The sequence below is a fragment of the Streptococcus oralis SK610 genome (assembly GCF_000257455.1).
Classification (GTDB): Bacteria; Bacillota; Bacilli; order Lactobacillales; family Streptococcaceae; genus Streptococcus; species Streptococcus oralis_CB.
This window is the reverse complement of record NZ_AJKQ01000015.1, coordinates 1-671: the sequence shown is the minus strand read 5'-3', so window position 1 is coordinate 671 and position 671 is coordinate 1. Positions and strand designations below refer to the sequence as shown.

Annotated in this window: 1 protein-coding gene; it reads left to right on the top strand. The window is 38.2% G+C overall.

The genetic code is table 11. The annotated features are described in order from the left end of the window. The coding region (locus HMPREF1115_RS06460) for a hypothetical protein (protein ID WP_000485400.1) at positions 1 to 671 on the top strand (671 nt) is incomplete at both ends.

Genomic DNA, 671 nt, shown 5'->3' with positions numbered 1-671 from the left:
GGGAGTTTTTAGCCTCCTAGTCGTAACGGGCTCTTGTTTCTTTCTTCTCTTGAAGTCCAGTCAGAAACCCAAAGAGCTAGAGTATTTAATGGGAACTGCTAGGGGAAAATCAGATTTTCAACTATTTGGAGATAAGAATCAATATGTCCTTGCGTCTACAAACAAAGGGAGTTTCTTTGTCAGTAAAACATATGCGATCACAGATGAATACAAGACTTTTATAGTAGAGAAAGAAGGAGAGATACATGAAATCCCTCACCTTCAGATGGAGGGAGAGTATTGGAACTTGATTTTGTATAATTTAGACGAGGAGGGCTTGCCTGAACGAAAGATTGACCTTTTTCAGGCAGTGCGAAACTACAATCCGAAAGGCGTTCCTACAAGACTGATTGACTCCTATTACGTTGAGGATACTCACTACTTTGGGTTAAAAATTGTAGATTTAACGGATGAAGAGAATCGAAGTTACAAAACAGTCTATCTCAATTTGGAGACAGAAGAAGTAGTTGAACTTCCAAAAGACACAAAGTTTGGGATGGATTCAATTATCAGTAGTACTGTAAGAGCAACGAATTATGATAAAATTTTAGACTCTAAGGGTTATATTGATCCATCAAATAAGATCGTCACAACTAGGCTTGAAGGACAAGTTCCAGACCCTAACATCAATC